Consider the following 20,729-nt stretch of genomic DNA (forward strand, 5'->3'; position numbering starts at 1 on the left):
CGAGGGAGATGGCGATGTCACAGCAGCAGCCGACGATCAACGACGTCGCCCGTGTCGCAGGGGTCAGCAAAGGCCTCGTCTCCCTCGCGCTCAACGACCGCGCCGGCGTCGCGCCGGAGACGCGCACGCGGATCCTCGACGCCGCGGAGCAGCTCGGCTGGCACCCCAACCCCAGCGCCCGCAGCCTGACGAGCAAGCGGGCGTACGCGCTCGGACTCATCGTGCGGCGCGACCCGCGCATCCTCGAATCCGACCCCTTCTTCTCCGCCTTCATCGCGGGAGTCGAGACGGTTCTCGGCGAGCGCGGCCAGGTGCTCGTGCTGAGCGTCGTACCCGACCGCGAAGCCGAAGCACGGGCGTACACACGACTCGCCCAGGACAAGCGGGTCGACGGATTCCTGATCACCGACCTCCTCGCCGACGACCACCGCATCCGGCTCATCGAATCCCTCGGGATGCAGGCGGTGTCGCTGGGAGCCCCGGACACCGAGAGCACCTTCCCGGTGGTCAGCCGCGACTACGACGAGGGGCTTGAGGCCCTCACCCAGTACCTGATCGACCTCGGCCACCGGCAGATCGCCCACGTCTCGGGCGACGAGCGGATGCTCCACGGCCGGCTCCGCCGCGAGCGATACGAGCAGTCCATGCGCGCGGCCGGACTGACCCCGGTCGTCGTTCCGACCGACTTCACGCCGGAAGCCGGGGCCGCCGCCACCCAACAGCTCCTCGACTCGACCGAGCCCCCGACCGCCATCATCTTCGGGAACGACCCGATGGCGATCGCCGGGATGTCGGTCGCCCACCGGCGCGGCCTGTCCCTCCCCGGCGACCTGTCGATCACCGGCCTCGACGGATCGCAGGTCGGCACCTACGTCTATCCGTCGCTGACCACCCTGGAGAACGACCCCGCCGAATGGGGAATCGCCGCGGCGAACTCCCTGCTGCGCCTCATCGACGAGGGGTCAGCACCGAACGTGGCGCTGCCCGCCGCGGGCCTCGTGGTGCGCGGGTCGACAGGCCCACCGCACCGGCGCGACGCGCCCCACTGACTCAACGGCACCATCCATCCAAGAATCACGAAGGAAGATCACCATGCAACGACGCAAACTCCTCATCGGGATCGCCGCGGCGAGCGCGCTCGCGCTCGGCCTGTCCGCGTGCAGCGGTTCAGGCGGCTCCGCCACCGATGCGATGAAGGCCCACGGCCCGATCACGATCTGGTACTCCAACAATGCACAGGAGGTGCAGTGGGGCAAGGCCATGGTCGACTCGTGGAACTCCTCGCACCCCAAAGAGCAGATCAAGGCGCAGGAAGTCCCAGCCGGCAAGAGCACGGAAGAGGTCATCGGCGCTGCCATCACAGCCGGCACCACTCCCTGCCTCGTCTTCAACAACCTGCCGGCCGTGACCGGCCAGTTCGAGAAGCAGGGCGGACTCGTCGACCTCTCCAAGTTCAGCGACGGCAACTCCTACATCGAGAGCCGAAGCGGAAGCGCGGCCGCCCAGTACAAGTCCCCGAACGGCGACTACTTCCAGATGCCGTGGAAGTCGAACCCCGTGATGATCTTCTACAACAAGGCGATCTTCGCGAAGGCCGGACTCGGTGACAACCCCGACCTGTCCACCTACGACAAGTTCCTCGCAGCTGCGAAGAAGCTGACGTCCAGCGGAGCAGCGAAATATGCGATCTACCCGGCTCCCACGAGCGAGTTCTTCCAGCCGAACTTCGACTTCCTCCCGCTCTACGCCGCCCAGACCGGTGGCAAGGGGATGCTCGAGAACGGCAAGTCGACGCTCAGCAGCCAGGACGCGATCACCGTCGCCAATTTCTGGAAGACCATCTACGCCGACGGCTACGCCGGCAAGGAGCAGTACCAGGGTGACGCCTTCGCCGACGGTAAGTCCGCCATGGCGATCGTCGGTCCGTGGGCCATCGCGTACTACAAGGGCAAGGTCAACTGGGGTTCCGTGCCGGTGCCGACCAAGGACGGCGTCTCGGCGGACAAGACCTACACCTTCCCCGACGCCAAGAACATCGGCATGTACACCTCGTGCAAGAACCAGGGCACGGCGTGGGATGTGCTGAAGTTCGCCACCAGCAAGGACCAGGACGGCAAGCTCCTCAACGTGACCGGCCAGATGCCGATTCGTGACCAGCTGCAGTCGGTGTACGCGAGCTACTTCGCGGCCAACCCGGCCTACAAGGAGTTCGGTGCCCAGGCGGCGCGCACGGTCGACGACCCGTCGGGCCCGAACACGATCGCGCAGATGCAGGCCCTGCGTGACGCCTACACGAAGTCCGTGATCAGCGGCAGCGGCACGGTCGAGGATTCGTTCAAGCAGGCCTCCGACAAGATCGACCAGCTGCAGTCGCAGAAGTAGTCATCATGGCCGACACCAGCACGACCCCGGCGGCGGGAGGGCTCACGCAGCCCCCCGCCCCCGGGCGGCCGGGGCGCGAGAGCCGCCGGGCGGGAAAGCCGCTCCGTGTCCGCGTTTTCGGGAAGCATCCGCTCGGATGGCTCTTCACTGCCCCCTACATGGTCTTCATCCTCGTCATCTTCGCCTACCCGATCGCCTTCGCCGTCTACATGTCGTTCTTCGACTACTTCTTCTCGGCTCCGGGCGCCGTCGTCGACCGGCCCTTCGTCGGTTTCGACAACTACGTGCAGGTGTTCACCGACCCGGCGGTCCTCCAGTCGTTCGCGAACGTGGGGATCTTCCTCATCATCAACGTCCCGCTCACGGTCATCCTCTCGCTCGTGCTGGCGAGCGGCCTCAACAGCATCAAGCGTTTCCGGACCTTCCTGCGGGTCAGCTACTACGTTCCGTACGTCACGGCGAGCGTCGCGATCATCGGCGTCTGGCTGTTCCTGTTCAGCGGGGACGGGCTCGTCAACCACATTCTCGGGCCTCTCGCGCCGAATCCGACCTGGTTCATCAACCCGGCCCTGGCGATGCCGTCGATCGCGATCTATGTGACCTGGAAGCAGCTCGGGTTCTACATCCTGCTCTACCTGGCAGCGCTCCAGAATGTGCCGACGGAGCTGTACGAGTCGGCCGCGACCGACGGGGCTGGGCGCATCCGATCGTTCTTCTCTGTGACGGTGCCCGGCGTCCGTCCTGCGACCGTCCTCGTGCTGCTGTTGTCGACCATCGTCGGTGCGAATCTCTTCACCGAGCCGTACCTGCTGACCGGCGGCGGCGGACCGAACGGCGCATCCACGTCCCCGGTGCTCCTCATGTACCAGCAGGGCATCGAGCAGGGACACCCCGGTTTCGCCGCGGCGATCGGGATCGTGCTCGTGATCGGAGTGCTCATCATCGCTTTCCTGCAGAACCGATTCGCCGGAGGACGGGAATCATGACATCCATCAGGCCGGCAGCCGGCCCCACACCGCCCGTACTGAGCAAGCCCCGCAAACGCCGTCGGGACATGGGGTCCGCCCGCGGTCTCACGCGCGGGCAGGCCGTGCTCCAGGGAGTCGTACTCACCATCGGTGCGATCGCGTTCCTCTTCCCCTTCTACTACATGCTGGCCGGCTCGCTGCAAGCGCAGCCCGACACCACCGTCGCGGGAGCCTTTCCCCACCCGGGGAACCTGACGTTCGACAACTACGTGAACATCAACTCACGGATCAGCCTGCTCAACGGACTGGTGAGCTCCGGGATCTTCACAGGAGGCGTGCTGCTGTGCACCGTGCTGTTCGGGGTGCTCGCCGGCTACGCGCTGTCGATCCTGCGGTGGCGGGGACGCGGCACGACATTCGCGCTGGCCCTTCTCGTGCAGGTCGTGCCTTTCCAGTTGACCATCATCCCGCTGTACGTGCTCATCGCGCGCAACTACGGGCTCGCCGACAACTACCTCGGCATGATCCTCCCGTTCGCGATCAACTCGACTGCGGTGCTGATCTTCCGGCAGTACTTCCTGCAGATCCCGCAGGAGCTCTTCGACGCGGCACGCATCGACGGGGCGGGCGAGATGGCGGTACTGTGGCGGATCGCGCTCCCGCTGGTCAAGCCGGCACTGGTCACCGTGATCCTGCTGACCTTCATCGGGCCGTGGAACGAATTCCTCTGGCCCTTCCTGATCACCAAGAACGCCAGCATGCAGCCGCTCGCCGTCTCGCTCGCGAACTACATCAACACGGTGGCCGCATCCACTTCGAACCCCTACGGCGCGATCCTCGCCGGCGCCGTCGTGCTCGCAGCCCCGGTCGTCATCCTGTTCATCGCGTTCCAGCGCTACTTCATCGCGACGGACTTCGGTTCGTCGGTCAAGGGCTAGGAGGCCCGTCACCCATGCAACCCGCAGACACCAGCGCGCTCCGCGACAGTTACGCGTCGGCTCTGGAGCACACGAACGCACTGACCGACCGCATCAGCACCGACCAGTTCTCGGAGCACTACGACGAGCATCCGGACTGGGCGATCGGCCCGTTCACGCGTGACGAATCGCTCACCTTCGAACCGAGCGGGCAGTGGGACGACCCGACCGGGATCGGCTGGACGAGCGACTCGATCTTCAACCCGACGATCATCACACGTGGCGACGAACTGCACCTCTTCTATCGTGCCTCGCCGCGCAAGGAGTCCACCGCCAGCCGGATCGGTCACGCTGTGCACCGTCCAGGCGTCGGCTGGACCGACGACGCGGCCAACCCGGTGATCTACCCGACGTTCGACAACGAGACGCTGGGCTGCGAGGACCCGAAGGTCTACGCGGTCGACGGTCGATACGTGATGTTCTACAACGGCATCCGCTCGATCGCCGGCTCCCCCGACCGTGAGACCTATCCGTCGCCGGACTACCCCCTCGGCGACGTCGGCTGCGACATCATGGTCGCGGTCTCCGACGACCTGGTCACCTGGGACAAGCGGGGGCTCGCGGTGCCGTACGAGGTATCGCGCCTGTGGGCGAAAGGGGCGGTCATCCCGCGCAACGGCGACGGCGGGGCCGTGAAGATCGGCGGCGACTACCTGATGTTCCTCTCCGAGGGATGCGGTGGGGTGCCCACCGTCGGCCGATCCAGCGATCTCCTCGACTGGCGCTTCGAGCGGCAGCCCTACCTCGACCTCGGCGAACTCGGTGGGTCGCTCTACGAGGTCGCGTGCGCCGTCGTCGGAGCGCACCGCCCGGACGACCTCGTGCTCGACTTCTTCTACAGCGATGCGGACGGGCAGTTCGCAGCAGCGCAGGCCCACTACACGACGGACGAACCCTTCACGCAGTTGGCGATCAACCGCGGCGGCTCGCTCGCCTGGGGCGGACTGCTCCAGCTCGACGGCGACTGGGTGTTCCCGCAAGGCTGGGACGCTCCGCCGCACACCCGCGAGCTCTACTTCTACCGATCGACCCCCACCCAAGGAAACACGACCTCATGAGCACACCGGACGAATTCCCGTACTACCTCGAACGGGTCGGCGTCGTGATGACTCCGGAAGACGACAATGCACTCGAGACGGAAGGGGTCCTGAACCCGGCCAGCGGCCGCGGGCCGGACGGCGAGCTCTACCTGCTGCCGCGCCTCGTCGCCGACGGGAACGTTTCGCGTGTCGGCCTCGCGAAGGTGAACGTCGTCGACGGAGTCCCCGTGAGCGTCACGCGCGAAGGTGTCGTGCTCGAGCCCGACCGGGAATGGGAGCAGGGAGCGAACAACGCCGGCGTCGAAGACCCGCGCATCACGACCATCCCGGCCCTCGGCCTGCACGTGATGACGTACGTGGCGTTCGGGCCGCTCGGTCCGCGCACTGCGGTCGCAGTCTCGGACGATCTCCGCACCTGGCGCCGTCTCGGCCCGGTCACGTTCCAGTACGACGACGAACTCGGCGTGGACCTGGGGCTCTACCACAACAAGGACACGGTGTTCTTCCCCGAACCGGTGACGTCGCCCGACGGCGTCGAGAGTCTCGCCGTGCTCCACCGGCCGGTCTGGGAGCTCGGCGAGGTGAGGGCCGGCGAAGGGAACCGGCCGCCGCGGAACATCCCCGACCCGCGCCCCAGCATCTGGATCGCGTTCATCCCGCTCGCCGCGGTGCGCCACGACGTGCGGGAGCTCGCTCGCTGGCGGGGCAACCGCTTCCTCGCCGGCCCGGAATTCGACTTCGAGGAGCTGAAGATCGGCGGCGGTCCCGCGCCCCGCCGGATCCCGGAAGGCTGGCTCCTGCTCCACCATGGCGTCACCGGCGTGATCGTCAATTCGCTGGCCCAGCAGCAGAACGTCAACTACGCGGCCGGCGCGATGATTCTGGACGGCGAGGAGCCGTGGCGGGTCATCGACCGCACCACGGGTCCCCTGCTCACCGCCGAGACCGACGACGAGCGCTCCGGCACCGTTCCGAACGTGGTGTTCCCCACGGCGATCGAGACGGTCGAGGGCGTCGACTACGTCTTCTACGGCATGGCCGACTCGAAGATCGGGGTCGCGCGCCTCAGCCGGCGCTAGCCCGTCAGCGGCGGCCGGCTTTGCGGCGGAACAACCAGGCGCCCCAGAGCGCCGATCCCGCCAGGATGATCAGGCACCAGCCGACCGCCCACCAGGCGTGGTCGCCGATCGGCGTGCCCATCAGCAGTCCGCGGATCGTCTCGATGATCGGCGTGATCGGCTGGTTGTCGGCGATCCACCGCAACCATTCCGGCATGGTGTCCGTCGGCACGAAGGCACTCGAGAGGTACGGAAGGAAGAGGAGCACGAAACCGTACCCGCTCGCCGCGGCCGCACTGCGCGCCGCCAGGCCGATCGACGCATAGAGCCAGGTGATGGCGAGGATGAACAGGGCGATCAGCCCGAGCGCTCCGAACCACTCCGCAGCGTTCGCCGTCGGACGGAAACCGACGAGCAGGGCCACGCCGATCACGACGCCGGTCGCGAAGAGGTTCCGCAGGAGGCTCGCGACCACATGCCCGACGATCACGCCGTCGCTGCGCAGCGGCATGGTGCGGAACCGGTCGATGATCCCGTTGCTCATGTCGTCGGCGACATCGACGGCGGTGCTCGCCGATCCAAAGCCCGCGCAGAGCAGGATGATGCCGGGAACCACGTAGTTCACGTAGTCGCCGCCCGGGTCGATCGCGCCGCCGAAGACGTACGTGAACATCAGCATCAGCATGATAGGCAGGATGATCGCCATGCTGAGGACTTCGACGTTGCGCAGAGTGTGACGGATGCTCCGGCCGATGAAGACGGCTGTGCTCGTCGCGGCGGGGACGGCGCGATCGACCGTCGCGGACGGGCCGGCGGGCAGGACGCTCCGGGGCGGCAGGAATGCGGTGGACATCAGGCAGAGACCTCCAGTTCGTGTGCACGCTGGGCGCCGGATGCGGTGAGCGCGAGGAAGACGTCGTCGAGGCTCGGTTTGCGGACAGTGACATGAGCATCCGGAACGCTCGCCGCATCGAGTTCGTCGATCGCGCGCCGCAGGTCGTGCACGGTGCCGTCGGTCGCACGCTCGCTGAGCAGCGTTTCGTCGGGGCCACGGAGCTCGACGACGTCGCCGCCGATCCGCGCCTTCAGTTCGGCCGGCGTCCCGTCGGCGACGACCACGCCACCATCGATGAGTGCGATCCGGTCGGCGAGCTGGTCGGCCTCGTTGAGGTACTGCGTCGTCAGGAGGATCGTGATGCCCTGGGCCGCAAGCCCCAGGATGATGTCCCAGAGGGTCTGGCGGCTGCGGGTGTCGAGGCCGGTGGTCGGCTCGTCGAGGAAGATGACCGGCGGCGTGGCGACCAGGCTGATCGCGAGGTCGAGGCGGCGGCGCATCCCTCCCGAGTAGGTCTTCACGCGGCGTCGGGCGGCGTCGCCGAGGTCGAAACGCTGGATGAGCTCCTGGGCGCGCTTTCGCGCATCCGCCGCCGAGTAGCCCGAGAGCCGCGCCATCATGCGCAGGTTCTCTTCGCCGGTGAGCACTTCGTCGACGGCGGCCGCCTGCCCGGTGAGACTGATGGCTGCACGCACCCCTTCCGGGTCGGTGACGACGTCGTGGCCGGCGACGACCGCCGTGCCACCGTCGGGCGCGACCAGGGTGGACAGGATGTTGATGAGCGTCGTCTTGCCCGCTCCGTTCGGGCCGAGCAGGGCGAAGACGGTGCCGGCCGGCACGCTGAGGTCGACTCCGTGGAGCACGCGCTGGGCGCCGAAGGACTTCTCGAGTCCTCGCACGTCGATCGCGGGGATGGCCATGTCGTTCTCCTTTCTGCGTATGACGCAAACTGTTTACGTCGCACACGGTTTTGTTTAAGTAATACACAGTTCTAGGATGGGTGTCAACGACCACCCTGGAAGGCGGCGAAATGGCCGACGCTGTCGAAGAAGCACTCCCCCGTGCCGTCGCACTCAGCTGGGGAATCGCAGAGCGTCCGCAACGCGGTCCGAAGCGCGAGCTCAGCATCGAACGCATCGTGGACGCCGCGATCGAGATCGCTGACGCAGAAGGGCTCGGCGCGGTCTCGATGAGCAGGGTCGCCACATCCCTCGGCTTCACGACCATGTCGCTCTATCGGTACCTGACCAGCAAAGACGACCTGCTCCTGCTCATGCAGGACACGGTGTGCGCGGTGCCGATCCCGCCCGAAGACGACGAGGCAGACTGGCGACAGGGCATGCGCGACTGGGTTGCCGTATCGATGAGCGTCATCACGGCGCATCCGTGGTTCGGCGACGTGCCGATCTCGGGCATCCCGATGACCCCCAACAACCTGGCGGTGCTCGACTGGGGCCTGCGCATCATGAAAGACCTTCCGCTGTCCGACCTGGAGAAGATGTCGACGGCGCTGCTGCTCGCGTCGTATTCGCGCGCCTTCGGCATCGTCGAACGCGACGTCGCCCGCGCGGCCGAGCAGAACGGCCCGGGCTCGGTCAGCGGCGAGGCGTACGCGGCCGCGCTGGCCGAACTCATCACGCCGGAGCGGTTCCCCTACCTGGGGCCGCTCGTCGCCTCCGGTGCGTACACCGCTGCGCCGGGGGAAGACGGACAGGACGACTTCACGTTCGGCCTGGAGCGCATCCTCGACGGCATCGAGCGCTACGTGGACGCGCGCAACGCCGGAGAACCGGTGCCCGAGGCTCCGGAGCGCCCGGAACCGGTGCCCAACGACAAGGCGGTGCGCGAGGCGGCCAAGGCGCGGCGGGAAGCCGAAGTGCGATTGCGGGATGCACGCAAGCGCGAACGCGAGGTCATCGCGAAGGCACGCGAGCGGACTGCGAAGCGCGGCTGACCCCGGTCGGCTCGCGCAAAAGGTGCGAAAAGTAGAGTTTGCGGCGTTACGCCACCAATCGGCATCGCCCGGGCACCAGGGCGCGCGGTCAGCGGATGGCTGTGGTGGCGCGGTCGCGCGTCGTGAAGTCGCGGTGCGTGGCGGGGCCGCGCCAGCCATCCGCCGCCAGCAGTGCGCGGATCTCCGCGCCCTGGAGCTCGCCGTGCTCAATGACCAGGGTGCCGCCGGGATGCAGGAGGCGCAGCGCGGTCCGGGACACGGCTCGCACCACATCCAGACCGTCCGCGCCGCCGTACAGCGCGCGCTCCGGATCGAACAGCCGCACCTCGGGATCGCGCGGGATGGCGTCGGCCGGGATGTACGGCGGGTTCGAGATCACGACATCGACGATTCCGTCGAGCTCAGGAAGAGCATCCGCCAGGTCGACGAAGACGACGCGGGCATTCGTCGCTCCGGACTCGTCGAAGTTGCGCTTCGCCCAGGGAAAAGCCTCCGGGGAGTTCTCGACGGCGACGATGCGCGCGTGCGGGACCTCGGTGGCCATCGCGAGGGCGATCGCGCCGCTCCCTGTGCCGAGGTCGACGCCGAGCGGCTCCGGTGAGGCGACCGCACGCAGCGCGTCGATCGCGAACTGGACGACCTGCTCGGTCTCGGGCCGGGGCACGAAGACGCCGGGACCCACTGCGAGTTCAAGCGAACGGAACGGCGCTCGGCCGGTGATGTGTTGGAGGGGTTCGCGAGCGGCGCGGCGGTCTGCCAGTCCCAGCACAGCACGCCGGATGTCGGGCTCGACCGCCGCATCCATGGCGACAAGCGCCTGGACGCGGCCCCGGCCCTCGCCGATGACGTGCCCGACGAGGAGTTCGGCGTCGACCGCCGGGTCCGGCACGCCGGCCTGTTCGAGCAGGGCCGCGACCTCATCGCGGAGGGACCGGAAGGTGGCAGGGTCTGGTTGGGGAGCACTGGTCATCGCCCGTCGAGCCTATCTTCTGCGCTGCGCCCCGGCATCACACGGCGTCACACAACCCATGGGCCGAAGACGGGAGATTAGGCTGGTGGCGCTAACGATCCACCCGCGTTTCACGAGGAAGAGAGTCATGCCAGGTCACATCTACGCCAACGTCGCCGAAACGGTCGGAAACACCCCGCTGGTCCGGCTCAACCGCATCACCGACGGGGCAGACGCCACCGTACTCGTGAAGCTCGAGTTCGCCAATCCGGCGTCGAGTGTCAAAGACCGGATCGGGGTGTCGATCATCGACGCGGCCGAGGCGTCGGGCGAGCTGAAGCCCGGCGGCACGATCGTCGAAGGCACCAGTGGTAACACGGGCATCGCGCTCGCCATGGTCGCAGCGGCACGCGGCTACAAGGTGATCCTCACCATGCCGGAGACCATGAGCAAGGAACGGCGCGTGCTCCTTCGTGCGTTCGGCGCGGACATCGTGCTGACCCCGGGTCCGGACGGAATGCGCGGTGCCGTCGAGAAAGCCCAGGAGATCGTCGCGAACACTGAGAACGCTGTCTGGGCGAAGCAGTTCGCCAATGAGGCCAACCCGGCCATCCACCGGGCGACGACCGCCGAGGAGATCTGGGCGGACACCGACGGCGGCGTCGACATCTTCGTCTCGGGGATCGGCACGGGTGGCACGATCACGGGCGTAGGCCAGGTGCTCAAGGAACGCAAGCCCGGCGTGAAGATCGTCGCCGTCGAGCCGATCGACTCCCCCATCCTGTCCGGCGGAAAGCCCGGCCCGCACAAGATCCAGGGCATCGGCGCGAACTTCGTGCCCGAAGTGCTCGACACCACCGTGTACGACGAGGTGGTCGATGTCACATTCGACGACTCGATCGCGGTGGCGAAGCGCCTGGCCGCGGAAGAGGGCATCCTCGCCGGCATCTCATCCGGCGCGATCGTCTGGGCCGCCCTCGAGCAGGCGAAGCGCCCCGAGAACGCCGGCAAGACGATCGTCGCCATCGTCGCCGACACCGGTGAACGGTACATCTCGACCGCCCTCTGGGCAGATCTGGTCGACTAGCCAGAATGACCGTGCTGTCCCGAATTCGCGAAGACATCGCCAATGCGCGACGCCACGATCCAGCGGCCCGCAATGGTGCCGAGATCTTCGTCGTGTATTCGGGACTGCACGCCATCTGGGCGTACCGGCTCGCCCACCGGCTCTGGCTGGCACGTGCTCGCACGGTCGCCAGGATCGTGTCGCAGTTCACCCGGTTCCTCACCGGAATCGAGATCCACCCCGGCGCGACGATCGGGCGTCGGTTCTTCATCGATCACGGCATGGGCGTCGTCATCGGCGAGACCGCGGAGATCGGCGACGATGTGATGCTGTACCACGGGGTGACGCTCGGCGGGAAAGGCCGCGGGCACGGAAAACGGCACCCGACGATCGGCGAGGGTGTGACGATCGGGGCCGGGGCGAAGGTGCTCGGCGCGATCACGATCGGTGCGCACAGCGTCATCGGCGCGAACGCCGTCGTCGTCCACGATGCTCCCCCGAGTTCGCTGCTCGTCGGGGTGCCGGCCACGGCCCGCCCGCGAACCGGCACCGAGCAGATCCCCGGCGACACCTGGATCGACCCCGGCATCTACATCTGACCCGGGGCCGCCGGCCGCGCCGGGCGTCGAGCCCGGCCGCGCCGGGCGTCGAGTCCAGGAAAAGTCCGCGAAATCGGCTGATTCAGCGGACTTTTCCCGGACTCAACGGATGCGCAGGCGCGGATGCGCAGGCGCGAATGCGCGGGCGCGAATGCGCGGGAAACGGTCAGGCGTCGGCGGCGAGGTCGGCGAGGCGGGACTCCTCGTCAGCGGCGATGCACGACTCGATGACCGGGTCGAGCGCGCCGTTCATGACCGCGTCGAGATTGTAGGCCTTGTAGCCGGTGCGGTGGTCGGCGATCCGGTTCTCGGGGAAATTGTAGGTGCGGATGCGTTCCGAGCGGTCCATCGTGCGGATCTGGCTCTTGCGCACCGCGGAGGCGGCAGCGTCGAGCTCCTCCTGTTGGCGTGCGAGCACGCGTGCGCGGAGGACGCGCATCCCGGCTTCGCGGTTCTGCAGCTGGCTCTTCTCGTTCTGCATGGCGACGACGATGCCGGTCGGGAGGTGCGTGATGCGCACGGCGGAGTCCGTGGTGTTCACGGACTGGCCGCCCGGGCCGCTCGACCGGTAGACGTCGATCTTGAGGTCGTTGGGGCTGATCTCGACCTCTTCGGGCTCGTCGACCTCGGGGAAGACGAGGACGCCGGCTGCGGAGGTGTGGATGCGCCCCTGCGACTCGGTCGCAGGAACACGCTGCACACGGTGCACGCCGCCCTCGTACTTGAGGTGCGCCCAAACACCCTGCGCCGGGTCGCTCGAGTTGCCCTTGATGGCGAGCTGGACATCTTTGATGCCGCCCAGGTCGCTCGAGGTCTGCTCCAGGATCTCGGTCTTCCACTTCTTCGACTCGGCGTAGTGGAGGTACATCCGCAGCAGGTCGCCAGCGAAGAGCGCGGACTCGGCACCGCCCTCGCCCATCTTGATCTCCATGATCACGTCGCGGCCGTCGTTCTCGTCGCGCGGGATGAGGAGGCGCCGCAGCTTCTCGCTCGAATCCTCGAGCTGTTCTTCGAGTTCGGGGATCTCTTCGGCGAAGGTCTCGTCCTCGGCACCCAGCTCGCGTGCGGCAGCCAGGTCGTCCTCGAGCTGCTTCCACTGGTGGTAGGCGGCGACGATCCGGCTGAGTTCGGCGTAGCGGCGGTTGACGCGCTTGGAGCGGACAGGGTCGCTGTGCAGGTCGGGGTCGGCGAGCTGCTCCTGCAGGTCGTCATGCTCGGCGAGCAGACCGGTGACCGACTCGAACATCTCTTCTTCTCCCTCGGCAGCGAGGCGCTGCCTTCATTCTTCTCGTGGTGCTGCCTTCGCACCAATGGAAAAGTGCCCGCCCGGTCGACACGGGGGTCGATCCGGGCGGGCACTCACACAGTTAGCGGTGGTCGTGCTCGTTCGAGTGCGAGTGCGCCGTTCCGTGGGTGTTCGCCGGGGCAGGCATCGACTTCTGCACCTGCATCAGGAACTCCACGTTGCTCGTGGTCTCCTTGAGGCGGCCGAGGACGATCTCGAGGGCCTGCTGCTGGTCGAGGCCCGCGAGAGCGCGACGCAGTTTCCACGTGATCTTGACCTCGTCGGCGCCCATGAGCATCTCTTCGCGACGCGTGCCGGAGGCGTTCACGTCGACGGCGGGGAAGATGCGCTTGTCGGCCAGCTGGCGGGACAGGCGGAGCTCCATGTTGCCGGTGCCCTTGAACTCCTCGAAGATGACCTCGTCCATCTTGGAGCCGGTCTCGACGAGCGCGGAGGCGAGGATCGTGAGCGATCCGCCGTGCTCGATGTTGCGCGCGGCTCCGAAGAAACGCTTCGGCGGGTAGAGAGCGGATGCGTCGACACCGCCGGACAGGATGCGTCCCGATGCGGGGGCGGCCAGGTTGTAGGCGCGGCCCAGTCGCGTGATCGAGTCGAGCAGCACGACCACGTCGTGGCCGAGTTCCACCAGTCGCTTGGCGCGCTCGATGGCGAGTTCGGCGACGGTGGTGTGGTCTTCCGCCGGACGGTCGAAGGTGGAGGCGATGACCTCACCCTTCACCGTGCGCTGCATGTCCGTCACTTCTTCCGGACGCTCGTCGACCAGGACGACCATGAGGTGGACCTCAGGGTTGTTCGTCGTGATCGCGTTGGCGATCTGCTGCATGACGATCGTCTTGCCGGCCTTCGGCGGCGCGACGATGAGGCCGCGCTGGCCCTTGCCGATCGGGGCGACGAGGTCGATGATGCGCTGGGTCAGCTTGCCGGGCTCCGTCTCGAGGCGCAGTCGCTCCTGCGGGTAGAGCGGAGTGAGCTTGCCGAACTCGACGCGGTTCTCGGCCTCTTCGACGGTCTGGCCGTTGATCGAGTCGACCTTGACGATCGCGTTGTACTTCTGGCGCCCGTTGTTCTCACCCTCGCGCGGCTGCCGGATGGCACCGACGACGGCGTCTCCCTTGCGGAGGTTGTACTTCTTCACCTGTCCGAGCGAGACGTAGACGTCGCTCGAACCGGGGAGGTAGCCGGAGGTGCGGACGAACGCGTAGTTGTCCAGCACATCGAGGATGCCCGCGACGGGGATGAGGACGTCGTCCTCGGAGATCTCGGGCTCGAGGTCGTCTGTCGGGCCCTGTCCGCGACGCTTACGGTCGCGGTAGCGGCTGCGGCCGCTGCGCTCGCCCTCGACCTGAAGCTGGCCGGCCGGGCCGTTCTGGTTCTGCGCGTTGCGGTTGTTCTGGCCCTGGCGGTCGCCCTGCTCCCGGTCACCCTGGTTGCGGTCGCCCTGGTTGCGGTCACCCTGATTGCGGTCGCCCTGAGCCTGGCCACCCTGGCTGCGGTCACCCTGAGCCTGGCCACCCTGGCTGCGGTCACCCTGAGCCTGGCCACCCTGGCTGCGGTCACCCTGAGCCTGGCCACCCTGGCTGCGGTCGCCCTGCGACTCGCCGCCCTGGTTCTGGCCGTTGCGGTTGCGGTTGCGGTTGCGGCTGCGTCCCTGGCGGGGCTGCTCGCCCCCATCGCCCTGCGCATCGGTCTGCGTGCCGTCGGCCTGAGCGGACTCGGCCTGCGTGACCTCGGCCTGCGTGCCATCGGCCTGCGTGCCCTCGGCCTGTGCGGCCTCGGTCGGCGCGGCCGCGGCCTGCTGGTCGCCCTGGCCGCGCTCAGCACCGTTGCGCTGGCCGCGGCGATTGTTGCGCTGGCCGCCTTCGGCGCGGGCGCCTTCCTGAGCGGCCTGGTCGCCGGAGCGATCCTCAGCACCGTCACGCTGGGCCGCTGCGGCCTGGGCACGATCGAGAAGGGCGTCGACGGCGGGGATCAGCGATTCGACCCCGGTCGCGGCCGAGTTGACGTGCGAACCGGCGGGGACGCCGCCGAGGGCATCCGCACTCGTCGCCCGACGCGGCGCGCGCTTACGGGGCGCGGTCGGCGCATCCGTCGCGACGTCGACAGCGGGGCTGGTCGTCGGCTCGGCGATGAGCGGTTCGATCAGCACCTGCGACGCAGCGCGTGCGGGTTCGGTCGTCTCCGACTCCGCGGGCGCGGTCACGACGGCGGCGTCGGCCGCCGCCTCGCCGTCGCCATGGTTCTGGATCTCGGAGATCGCATCCACGAGTTCTCCCTTACGAAGCTTGTTGGCTCCCTGAATACCCAGCTGGGCGGCGAGAGCCTGGAGCTCCGCCACCTTGAGAGTCGTCAGTTCGCTCTTTTCCACACCCGGGGCGTGGAGATTGACATCAGTCACTAAGAGGATTCCTTTCCTCCGACGAGCGTTTTTCGCTGGCGTCCGGAGTGCGTGTCACGTGAACTGCCTTTTCACGCGGTGTGTTCTGATCCACACGGCGTCGGTACTCGGTGCTAGAGGCCCGGGTACACAGGCAGGAGTAACAGCTTGATTGCTAGAAAATCACCCGAAGACCAGATTCGCTCGTTACGCGGTTTCTCCCGGGTGCTGCCAGAAGTCTAACACTTCTGGCATGGGTGAATATTCCGTCAGGCTGCAGGCGTGTCGGCGGTCCCGACAGTCGTCGTCTGCACCGTCGCACCCTTGAAGTCGACGGCGAGCATCAAGGGCTGCCAGCGCGTCTCGGCCTTCTGGGCGACGAGGTCTGCGGCGGCGAGGCGCTGGCTGGGGTCACTGCACAGCACCAGGATCGAGGGTCCAGCGCCGGAGACGACGGCTGCGAAGCCGCTGTCGCGCAGGAGGGTGATGAGCCGGTCGGTCTCCGGCATCGCCGAGGCGCGGTAGCTCTGGTGGAGCTTGTCCTCCGTCGCGGCGAGAAGGAGTTCGGGGCTCTGGATGAGCGCCGCCACCAGCAGGGCCGAGCGAGACAGGTTGAAGACCGCGTCTTCGTGTGGAACCGATTCCGGCTGGAGGCTGCGGGCGAGCGCCGTGGACATCACGTGCTCGGGCACGAAGACCAGCGGCGAGACGCCGCGATGCACGATGAGCTTCTTGAACCGCGGCCCCTCCGGAGTGACCCAGGCGATCGTGAGTCCGCCGAACAAGGCGGGGGCGACGTTGTCCGGGTGCCCCTCCATCTCGTTCGCGAGGGCGAGCAGACCTTGCGCGTCGATCTCGACGATCCCCTCGAGGAGCCCCTTCGCCGCCATGATGCCGGAGACGATCGCGGCGCCGGACGAACCCATCCCCCGCCCGTGCGGGATGGCGTTGCGCGCGACGAGGTCGAGCCCGGGCAGCGGGTGGCCGACGGCCGCGAACGTGTGCGCGATCGCACGGACGACGAGGTTGGTCTCATCGGTCGCGACCTCGCCTGCACCGACGCCGTGCACCTCGACGGTCGCGCCGGGTTCATCCCGCACGCGCACCTCGAGTTCGTCGTACAGTGCGAGCGCCAGGCCCAGGGTGTCGAACCCGGGACCGAGGTTCGCGCTGGTGGCCGGGACCTTGACCGTGACGGACCGGCCCCTCAGGTCGCCGGCGGAGAAGCTCACGCCCCGGCTCCCGCCACCAGACCGAGGACCTCGGCGATTGCGGTGGCGTCGACGGGGACGACGGTCGGCTGCACGTCGGATCCGTCCGCGGTGCGGAGCGCCCACTGCGGGTCTTTGAGGCCGTGGCCGGTGACAGTCAGCACGACCGTGGCGCCTGCCGGGATCACTCCCGCCGCGGAGCGCTCGAGGAGCCCTGCGACGCTGATCGCGGAGGCCGGCTCGACGAAGATGCCCACTTCGGCGGACAGGATGCGCTGGGCTTCGAGGATGCGCGCGTCCTCGATCGCGCCGAAGTAGCCGTCGCTGTCGGCGCGGGCGTTGAGCGCGAGATCCCAGGACGCCGGGTTGCCGATGCGGATCGCGCTAGCGATCGTGTCGGGGTTCTTGACGGGGTGGCCGACGACGAGCGGGGCGCTGCCCGCCGCCTGGAATCCGAACATCCGGGGCAGCTTCGTCGACTCCCCGCGCTTGAGCTCCTCGGTGTAGCCGCGGTGGTACGCCGTGTAGTTTCCTGCGTTCCCGACCGGGACGATGTGGAAGTCCGGAGCGTCTCCGAGAACTTCGACGACCTCGAACGCGGCGGTCTTCTGGCCCTCGATGCGGTCGGGGTTGACCGAGTTCACCAGGTGCACCGGGTAGTTGGTCGCCAGGTCGCGGGCGATCTCGAGGCAGTCGTCGAAGTTGCCCTGCACCTGTAGCAGCTGCGCGTTGTGGGCGATGGCCTGGCTCAGCTTGCCCATGGCGATCTTGCCTTCGGGCACCAGCACGACGGCCTTGATGCCCGCGTGGGTCGCGTAGGCCGCAGCCGACGCCGACGTGTTGCCGGTGGATGCGCAGATCACGGCTTTGGCGCCGTGCTCGACGGCCTTGGAGATCGCCATCGTCATGCCGCGGTCCTTGAACGAACCGGTCGGGTTCATCCCTTCGAACTTCACGAACACATTCGCCCCGGTCCGCGCGGACAGGGCGGGAGCGGGCAGCAGCGGCGTTCCGCCTTCGCCGAGGGTGATGATCGGCGTCGCGTCCGTGATGTCGAGGCGGTCCGCGTACTCGCGCAGGACTCCCCGCCACTGGCGGCTGTTCGGGCGTGGGGTGTATTCGGCGGGCATTACGATCCTTCGACTCGGAGAACGGATGCGATGGCACTGACCACATCACTCGCGCCCAGCGCCTCCACGGTGGCCGCAAGCGCGGCCTCCTCGGCTTCGTGGGTGCCGATTACAAGGGTAGCGGTGGCCACCGGATGCTCCTGACCGTGCAGGCCAGGATCGCGCAGGCCGGCGACCGACTGCTGCATCGTCTCGACGGAGACGCCGCCGTCGCTCAGGATGCGCGCGACGGTCGCGAGCACACCCGGCTGGTCGACGACTTCGAGGGTGATCTGGTACCGGGTGATGATCTGCCCGACGTCGAGGACGGGCAGTTGTGCGTGGGTGGACTCTGCGACGCCGGGGCCCCCGACGACGTGCCGGCGCGCGGCCGACACCAGGTCGCCGAGCACGGCGGAGGCGGTCTCGATCCCCCCGGCTCCCGCGCCGTAGAACATCAGGTCGCCTGCAGCAGCGGCCTGGACGAACACCGCGTTGTGCGCGCCGTGGACGGCGGCGAGCGGATGCGTTCCGCTGATCAGGGCGGGATAGACGCGCGCGGAGACGCCTTCGACCCCGGTCACCGGGTGGACGATCCGCTCGCAGATCGCGAGCAGCTTGATGACGGAACCGTTCGCCCGAGCGGACTCCACCTGGGCGCGGGTGATGGAGGTGATGCCCTCGCGGTACACCGACTCGATCGGGACGGCGGTGTGGAACGCGAGGCTTGCGAGGATCGCCGCCTTCTGGGCCGCGTCGTACCCGCCGATGTCGGCGGTCGGATCTGCTTCGGCGTAGCCCAGTTCGGTCGCCGTCGCGAGCGCGTCTTCGAGCGTCTCTCCGTTGACGTCCATGCGGTCCAGCACGAAGTTGGTCGTGCCGTTGACGATGCCGAGGATGCGGTTGACCCGGTCGCCGGCGAGGCTGTCGCGCAGCGGTCGGATGATCGGAATGGCCCCGGCGACGGCCGCCTCATAATAGAGTTGGGCGCCGACCTGCTCAGCGGCCTCGAAGAGCTCGGGCCCGTGGGTGGCGAGGAGCGCCTTGTTGGCCGTGATGACATCCGCCCCCGAGTTGAGGGCGAGCAGCACGTAGCTGCGCGCGGGCTCGACGCCGCCCATCAGCTCGACGACGATGTCGGCGCCGAGGATCAGGGATTCGGCATCGGTCGTGTACAGGTGCTTCGGCAGGTCGACGTCGCGCGTGGCGTTCTCGTCGCGCACAGCGATGCCGACCAGTTCGAGACTCGCGCCCACACGGGCGGCGAGCTCCTCGCCGTGCTCCAGCAGGAGTTTCGCCACCTGCGAGCCGACCGAGCCGGCGCCGAGCAGCGCGACCCTCAGGTTGCGGTATTCGATCATGCGGATGCTCCTTCGCGGAATCCGGCGTCACGTGCCAGAAGGTCGGCCTCGGTCTCGCCGCGCACGATCACGCGGGACGCTCCGTCGCGCACCGCGACCACCGGCGGCCGCCCGAGATGGTTGTAGTTGCTGGCGAGGGACCAGCAGTATGCGCCCGTCACCGGCACGGCGAGGAGGTCGCCCGGCCGCACGTCTCCGGGAAGGTAGTCGGCGTCGACGACGATGTCGCCGCTCTCGCAGTGCTTTCCCGCGATGCGGACGAGCGCCGGCTCGGTGTCGCTGACGCGGTTCGCGATGCGCACCGCGTAGTCCGCTCCGTAGAGGGCCCGCCTGACGTTGTCGCTCATCCCGCCGTCGACGCTCACATAGCGGCGCACAGCAGTGACGCCGTCGTCGGCGGCGGAGACGAGGACGTCCTTCGTCGTTCCGGCCGTGTACAGGGTGAAGCCTGCCGTTCCGATGATCGAGCGACCCGGTTCGAAGGCGACGATCGGGACCGGAATGCCGAGGGTCGCGCATCCTGCCGCCACCACGTCCGCGATGCGGTCGGCGAGCTCGCCGATCGGGGACGGGTCGTCGTGCACGGTGTATGCGATGCCGAAGCCGCCGCCGAGGTTCAGCTCGGGCACCGGGCCTGAGGCGAGAAGTTCCGCGTGCACGGCGAGCAGTCGCGCTGCCGACTCGGCGAAGCCGTCTGCGCCGAAGATCTGCGAGCCGATGTGGCAGTGGAGCCCGAGGAAATCGAGGCCAGCGTGGGAACGGATGCGCGCCACCGCCTCCGCCGCGTCGCCGAGGGAGATACCGAACTTCTGGTCCTCGTGGGCGGTCGCCAGGAAGGCGTGGGTGTGGGCGTGGACACCGCTGTTGACGCGCAGGCGCACCCGCTGCACGCGGTTCTGGCTGGACGCGGCCTCGGCCACCCGCTCGATCTCCTGCAAGCTGTCGATCACGATCGCGCCGACGCCGACGGACACCGCCCGCTCGATCTCGGCGACCGACTTGTTGTTGCCGTGGAAGCCGAGCCTGGCAGGGTCGACGCCTGCGGCGAGCGCGACCGCGAGTTCGCCGCCGCTGCACACGTCGATGTTGAGACCGGCGTCGGCCATCCACCGCGCGACCTCGATGCTGAGGAACGCCTTGCCCGCGTAATAGACCTTCGCCGACGATCCGACCCGCTCGAGGGCGGAGGCCAGCGCATCCCGGACTTCGGCAGCGCGCTCCCTCGCGTGCGTCTCGTCGACGACGTAGACAGGCGTTCCGAACTGCTCTGCAAGCTCGCCTGCGGTGACACCGCCGACGGTGAGCTCACCGTTCGACCGCGTCACGGAGCGGGACCAGAGGGCAGGAGAGAGCGTGTTGGCGTCGTCGGGGACGACCAGCCATTCCGGTGCGAGCGGATTCGAAGCCACAGGGAAAACCTCACGGGTCGGGACGAGTGGGGGTCTCTCGGGGCGAGCGGACCCGGCTTGGTCCCTGAAGCCGATTGGAGAAATGACGCGTCAAGCGCGTGGTACCGGAATTCTAGCGAGGTTCGCCGATC

The 20,729-nt window shown here is 68.0% G+C and carries 18 protein-coding genes; 9 read left to right on the forward strand and 9 right to left on the reverse strand.

Annotation, left to right across the window (positions count from 1 at the left end):
- Positions 1 to 14 precede the first annotated feature (14 nt).
- The 6 genes from ACV7NN_RS05045 to ACV7NN_RS05070 all read left to right on the forward strand — a co-directional run bounded on the left by ACV7NN_RS05045 (position 15) and on the right by ACV7NN_RS05070 (position 6,446).
- Positions 15 to 1,049, forward strand: a complete 1,035-nt coding sequence (locus ACV7NN_RS05045; protein WP_463348486.1) for a LacI family DNA-binding transcriptional regulator — start codon at positions 15 to 17, stop codon at positions 1,047 to 1,049.
- A gap of 43 nt (positions 1,050 to 1,092) precedes the next feature.
- On the forward strand, positions 1,093 to 2,382 hold the full coding sequence (locus ACV7NN_RS05050) for an ABC transporter substrate-binding protein (protein ID WP_463348487.1): 1,290 nt from the start codon (positions 1,093 to 1,095) through the stop codon (positions 2,380 to 2,382).
- 5 nt (positions 2,383 to 2,387) lie between these two features.
- Complete coding sequence (locus ACV7NN_RS05055) at positions 2,388 to 3,368, forward strand: carbohydrate ABC transporter permease (protein WP_463348488.1); 981 nt, start codon at positions 2,388 to 2,390, stop codon at positions 3,366 to 3,368.
- Positions 3,369 to 3,436: 68 nt separating this feature from the next.
- On the forward strand, positions 3,437 to 4,288 hold the full coding sequence (locus tag ACV7NN_RS05060) for a carbohydrate ABC transporter permease (RefSeq protein ID WP_463351239.1): 852 nt from the start codon (positions 3,437 to 3,439) through the stop codon (positions 4,286 to 4,288).
- A gap of 14 nt (positions 4,289 to 4,302) precedes the next feature.
- Positions 4,303 to 5,385 (forward strand): glycoside hydrolase family 130 protein, encoded by a 1,083-nt coding sequence (locus tag ACV7NN_RS05065; protein ID WP_463348489.1) that lies wholly within the window; start codon positions 4,303 to 4,305, stop codon positions 5,383 to 5,385.
- Positions 5,382 to 6,446: a glycoside hydrolase family 130 protein gene (locus tag ACV7NN_RS05070; RefSeq protein WP_463348490.1), complete on the forward strand. Its 1,065-nt coding sequence runs from the start codon at positions 5,382 to 5,384 to the stop codon at positions 6,444 to 6,446. The genes ACV7NN_RS05065 and ACV7NN_RS05070 overlap by 4 nt, the downstream gene beginning before the upstream one ends.
- 4 nt (positions 6,447 to 6,450) lie before the next feature.
- Here the strand turns inward: ACV7NN_RS05070 and ACV7NN_RS05075 are convergent, their stop codons facing one another.
- Positions 6,451 to 7,278: an ABC transporter permease gene (locus ACV7NN_RS05075; protein ID WP_463348491.1), complete on the reverse strand. Its 828-nt coding sequence runs from the start codon at positions 7,276 to 7,278 to the stop codon at positions 6,451 to 6,453.
- On the reverse strand, positions 7,278 to 8,180 hold the full coding sequence (locus ACV7NN_RS05080) for an ATP-binding cassette domain-containing protein (protein ID WP_463348492.1): 903 nt from the start codon (positions 8,178 to 8,180) through the stop codon (positions 7,278 to 7,280). Before ACV7NN_RS05080 ends, ACV7NN_RS05075 begins: the two co-directional genes overlap by 1 nt.
- An 80-nt stretch (positions 8,181 to 8,260) precedes the next feature.
- Here ACV7NN_RS05080 and ACV7NN_RS05085 point away from each other — a divergent pair, with 80 nt between their 5' ends.
- Positions 8,261 to 9,214 carry a TetR/AcrR family transcriptional regulator gene (locus ACV7NN_RS05085; RefSeq protein ID WP_463348493.1) on the forward strand — a complete coding sequence of 318 codons (954 nt, stop codon included), beginning with the start codon at positions 8,261 to 8,263 and terminating at the stop codon, positions 9,212 to 9,214.
- Positions 9,215 to 9,302: 88 nt separating this feature from the next.
- On the opposite strand, the gene prmC is transcribed toward ACV7NN_RS05085, so the two are convergent.
- Complete coding sequence (gene prmC / locus ACV7NN_RS05090) at positions 9,303 to 10,184, reverse strand: peptide chain release factor N(5)-glutamine methyltransferase (protein ID WP_463348494.1); 882 nt, start codon at positions 10,182 to 10,184, stop codon at positions 9,303 to 9,305.
- A 127-nt stretch (positions 10,185 to 10,311) separates the two neighbouring features.
- Between prmC and cysK the strand changes: the two genes are divergently transcribed.
- Both cysK and epsC read left to right on the forward strand, forming a co-directional pair.
- Positions 10,312 to 11,250 carry a cysteine synthase A gene (cysK, locus tag ACV7NN_RS05095; protein WP_463348495.1) on the forward strand — a complete coding sequence of 313 codons (939 nt, stop codon included), beginning with the start codon at positions 10,312 to 10,314 and terminating at the stop codon, positions 11,248 to 11,250.
- 5 nt (positions 11,251 to 11,255) lie between these two features.
- Positions 11,256 to 11,828 carry a serine O-acetyltransferase EpsC gene (gene epsC, locus ACV7NN_RS05100; protein WP_463348496.1) on the forward strand — a complete coding sequence of 191 codons (573 nt, stop codon included), beginning with the start codon at positions 11,256 to 11,258 and terminating at the stop codon, positions 11,826 to 11,828.
- A gap of 166 nt (positions 11,829 to 11,994) precedes the next feature.
- On the opposite strand, the gene prfA is transcribed toward epsC, so the two are convergent.
- From prfA to lysA, 6 genes are all read right to left on the reverse strand, one after another.
- Positions 11,995 to 13,074: a peptide chain release factor 1 gene (gene prfA, locus ACV7NN_RS05105; RefSeq protein ID WP_463348497.1), complete on the reverse strand. Its 1,080-nt coding sequence runs from the start codon at positions 13,072 to 13,074 to the stop codon at positions 11,995 to 11,997.
- A gap of 121 nt (positions 13,075 to 13,195) precedes the next feature.
- Positions 13,196 to 15,529, reverse strand: coding sequence for a transcription termination factor Rho (gene rho / locus ACV7NN_RS05110; protein ID WP_463348498.1), 2,334 nt, complete (start codon positions 15,527 to 15,529; stop codon positions 13,196 to 13,198).
- Positions 15,530 to 15,777: 248 nt separating this feature from the next.
- Entirely contained in the window at positions 15,778 to 16,740 is a 963-nt protein-coding gene (gene thrB / locus ACV7NN_RS05115) for a homoserine kinase (RefSeq protein ID WP_463348499.1), read from the reverse strand.
- Entirely contained in the window at positions 16,737 to 17,849 is a 1,113-nt protein-coding gene (gene thrC / locus ACV7NN_RS05120) for a threonine synthase (RefSeq protein ID WP_463348500.1), read from the reverse strand. The genes thrB and thrC overlap by 4 nt, the downstream gene beginning before the upstream one ends.
- On the reverse strand, positions 17,849 to 19,189 hold the full coding sequence (locus ACV7NN_RS05125; protein ID WP_463348501.1) for a homoserine dehydrogenase: 1,341 nt from the start codon (positions 19,187 to 19,189) through the stop codon (positions 17,849 to 17,851). Before ACV7NN_RS05125 ends, thrC begins: the two co-directional genes overlap by 1 nt.
- Positions 19,186 to 20,598: a diaminopimelate decarboxylase gene (lysA, locus tag ACV7NN_RS05130; protein WP_463348502.1), complete on the reverse strand. Its 1,413-nt coding sequence runs from the start codon at positions 20,596 to 20,598 to the stop codon at positions 19,186 to 19,188. Before lysA ends, ACV7NN_RS05125 begins: the two co-directional genes overlap by 4 nt.
- Positions 20,599 to 20,729: the final 131 nt, after the last annotated feature.

The organism is Leifsonia sp. Ger2509 (assembly GCF_055231915.1).

Coding starts and splice junctions, on each gene's coding strand:
- ACV7NN_RS05065 (WP_463348489.1), top strand. CDS start 4,303: ATGCAACCCGCAGACACCAGCGCGCTCCGCGACAGTTACGCGTCGGCT.
- ACV7NN_RS05080 (WP_463348492.1), bottom strand. CDS start 8,180: ATGGCCATCCCCGCGATCGACGTGCGAGGACTCGAGAAGTCCTTCGGC.
- ACV7NN_RS05125 (WP_463348501.1), bottom strand. CDS start 19,189: ATGATCGAATACCGCAACCTGAGGGTCGCGCTGCTCGGCGCCGGCTCG.
- thrC (WP_463348500.1), bottom strand. CDS start 17,849: ATGCCCGCCGAATACACCCCACGCCCGAACAGCCGCCAGTGGCGGGGA.
- ACV7NN_RS05060 (WP_463351239.1), top strand. CDS start 3,437: ATGGGGTCCGCCCGCGGTCTCACGCGCGGGCAGGCCGTGCTCCAGGGA.
- prfA (WP_463348497.1), bottom strand. CDS start 13,074: ATGTTCGAGTCGGTCACCGGTCTGCTCGCCGAGCATGACGACCTGCAG.
- epsC (WP_463348496.1), top strand. CDS start 11,256: ATGACCGTGCTGTCCCGAATTCGCGAAGACATCGCCAATGCGCGACGC.
- ACV7NN_RS05045 (WP_463348486.1), top strand. CDS start 15: ATGTCACAGCAGCAGCCGACGATCAACGACGTCGCCCGTGTCGCAGGG.
- ACV7NN_RS05050 (WP_463348487.1), top strand. CDS start 1,093: ATGCAACGACGCAAACTCCTCATCGGGATCGCCGCGGCGAGCGCGCTC.
- ACV7NN_RS05070 (WP_463348490.1), top strand. CDS start 5,382: ATGAGCACACCGGACGAATTCCCGTACTACCTCGAACGGGTCGGCGTC.
- ACV7NN_RS05075 (WP_463348491.1), bottom strand. CDS start 7,278: ATGTCCACCGCATTCCTGCCGCCCCGGAGCGTCCTGCCCGCCGGCCCG.
- prmC (WP_463348494.1), bottom strand. CDS start 10,184: ATGACCAGTGCTCCCCAACCAGACCCTGCCACCTTCCGGTCCCTCCGC.
- cysK (WP_463348495.1), top strand. CDS start 10,312: ATGCCAGGTCACATCTACGCCAACGTCGCCGAAACGGTCGGAAACACC.
- ACV7NN_RS05055 (WP_463348488.1), top strand. CDS start 2,388: ATGGCCGACACCAGCACGACCCCGGCGGCGGGAGGGCTCACGCAGCCC.